We start from the raw sequence: 1,874 nt of genomic DNA, 5'->3' as shown, positions 1-1,874 counted from the left end.
GGCAATGATGTAAAAGCCATTCATACCCGATCTGGAACTAAAATTATTCTAAACGATGCCCAAGGTTCTGTTTTTATAGAGGATCCTAGTGGCAACACTTGGACGATGGACGGACAGGGGAATATTAGTGTGAATGCGCCTAATGATATTACTATGAATGCTGGCGGAAATATTAGCATGACAGCAGGCATGAATATTACAACCTCCGCTGGTATGAATATCTCCGAAAGTGCTGGAATGAACCATAGCACTACAGCAGGAGCCATGATGATACAAAATGCAATAGGCGATTTTAGTTTACTAGCCAAAAACATAAAAAAAATAGCACATGAAAACATACAAACCTCCAGTAATGATATAACAAAACAAGCCTTAAAAGACATAACCGTATCAAGCCAAACCAATATTAATAAACACGCCAAAGACGAGGTATTTGTAAACAGCGGTAAAAACACTAAAAATCATTAATTCTTATGAGCAATAAATCAGGAAATTATATTGAAATTGCAGGTGGATCTATAACAGAACATTGCACAGGAGAATACAATTTATTTGCTCAAAAAATGAGTTTCAATGCCGAGGGTATAGTTTCTATTAACGGTGCCCAAAAAGGCACATCATATAAAACGCCAATAGAGCCTCCCAAAATAGTATTAAACCAAGGAAAAGTAAAAAAAGTAGAACTAGTTACTAAACTAGACCTTGGTTCAAAGAATGACAAGTCAGGAAGTACTCAGCTAGGAATGATTTTTGGAAAAGAATATACGTTTCAAGTCACACAATATGATAATGAAACATCATTGAGTCGTAGACTAACTAAGTGGCAAATACGCTACCATAGTCCAAAATACTCACAAAACAAATGGATAGATATACCATTAAAAGTTACAGGAGATACAGTAAAAATTACTATGAATGAAGAGGATATGTGTGGCAGATTTATTTATATTAGAGCTTATATTGACGATCCTAAAAGTGAAGGAGAAATAAAAGTTTGGAAGCATAATAGGTTTAGATGGTTTGATAGAATGGTTGTTTATGAGCAAGCAGAAGCAAGAGCAAAAGAACCGTGGAGAATTGATCAAGGTGGAACCTCACTATGTGGAATGGCAAGCTTATTTTATTTATTAGCAAAAAAAGATGGGAAAGGTTACGAAAAATTAGCTAAAGAACTATTCAGAACTGGCGAATATAAGTACAATAAATATATTGTGAAACCACACGAGAATGCTATTGAAATGTACTCTGTAAATCCCTACAAAGATAAAGACCACCCTAAATTACCAGAAGTAGATTGGTTAACTTTAGCTTGTGTGAGGAGCAAAGAAAGTTCATTTTTTGGAAAATTATTGTATAAAGGTAAAAAAGGGCAAGATGCAGAGGCAATAAATTGGCCTACGCTAATGAAGCCTCTAGGAAAAAACCTTTTGGGTTACACAGATGTTGAAATGGATTATTATAAAATTAATAAATCGTATTTAAGAGACTTTTTTGGTTCTGATGAAAAATTAAGAATACTTGAGAAAGATATTGATGCAGATTTTAAAAATGGATATCAAATATGCTTACTTATAGACGGAACTATGGTAGACTACAAACCAGGAGATGATTATTCATTAGATGATTTCAGCGAATATCACTGGGTTGTATATGAAGGTGGACTAGAAATTCTTAATGGTTTAAAACCTGAGTCAGATTATGACAATGTAACAAATATAAACTTCAATGTATTTACTTGGGGAGAGTTAAGAAATGATTCTGTGAATCCAACATCAGGTTTACCAATGAGAAAAATTAGATTAACAAAAAATCAGTTTAGAAGTAATTATTATGGTTATTTAAAGTTAAAGTAATGGAATATAAAAGTATAATTA

At 33.1% G+C, this 1,874-nt stretch carries 2 protein-coding genes; both read left to right on the top strand.

From position 1 onward, the window contains the following. On the top strand, nt 1-468 hold a 468-nt coding region (locus B0A78_RS12465; protein WP_123907298.1), incomplete at its 5' end, for a DUF2345 domain-containing protein. A 5-nt stretch (nt 469-473) separates the two neighbouring features. Next, a complete protein-coding gene (locus B0A78_RS12460; protein ID WP_077225424.1) occupies nt 474-1,853 on the top strand; it encodes a hypothetical protein in 1,380 nt (459 codons plus the stop codon). The last annotated feature ends 21 nt before the right edge of the window (nt 1,854-1,874 follow it).

It is taken from the genome of Flavobacterium columnare NBRC 100251 = ATCC 23463 (genome assembly GCF_002530675.1).
Lineage (GTDB): Bacteria > Bacteroidota > Bacteroidia > Flavobacteriales > Flavobacteriaceae > Flavobacterium > Flavobacterium columnare.
Note: the sequence above shows the minus strand (reverse complement) of the source record. Positions and strands in the feature narration are given on the sequence as shown.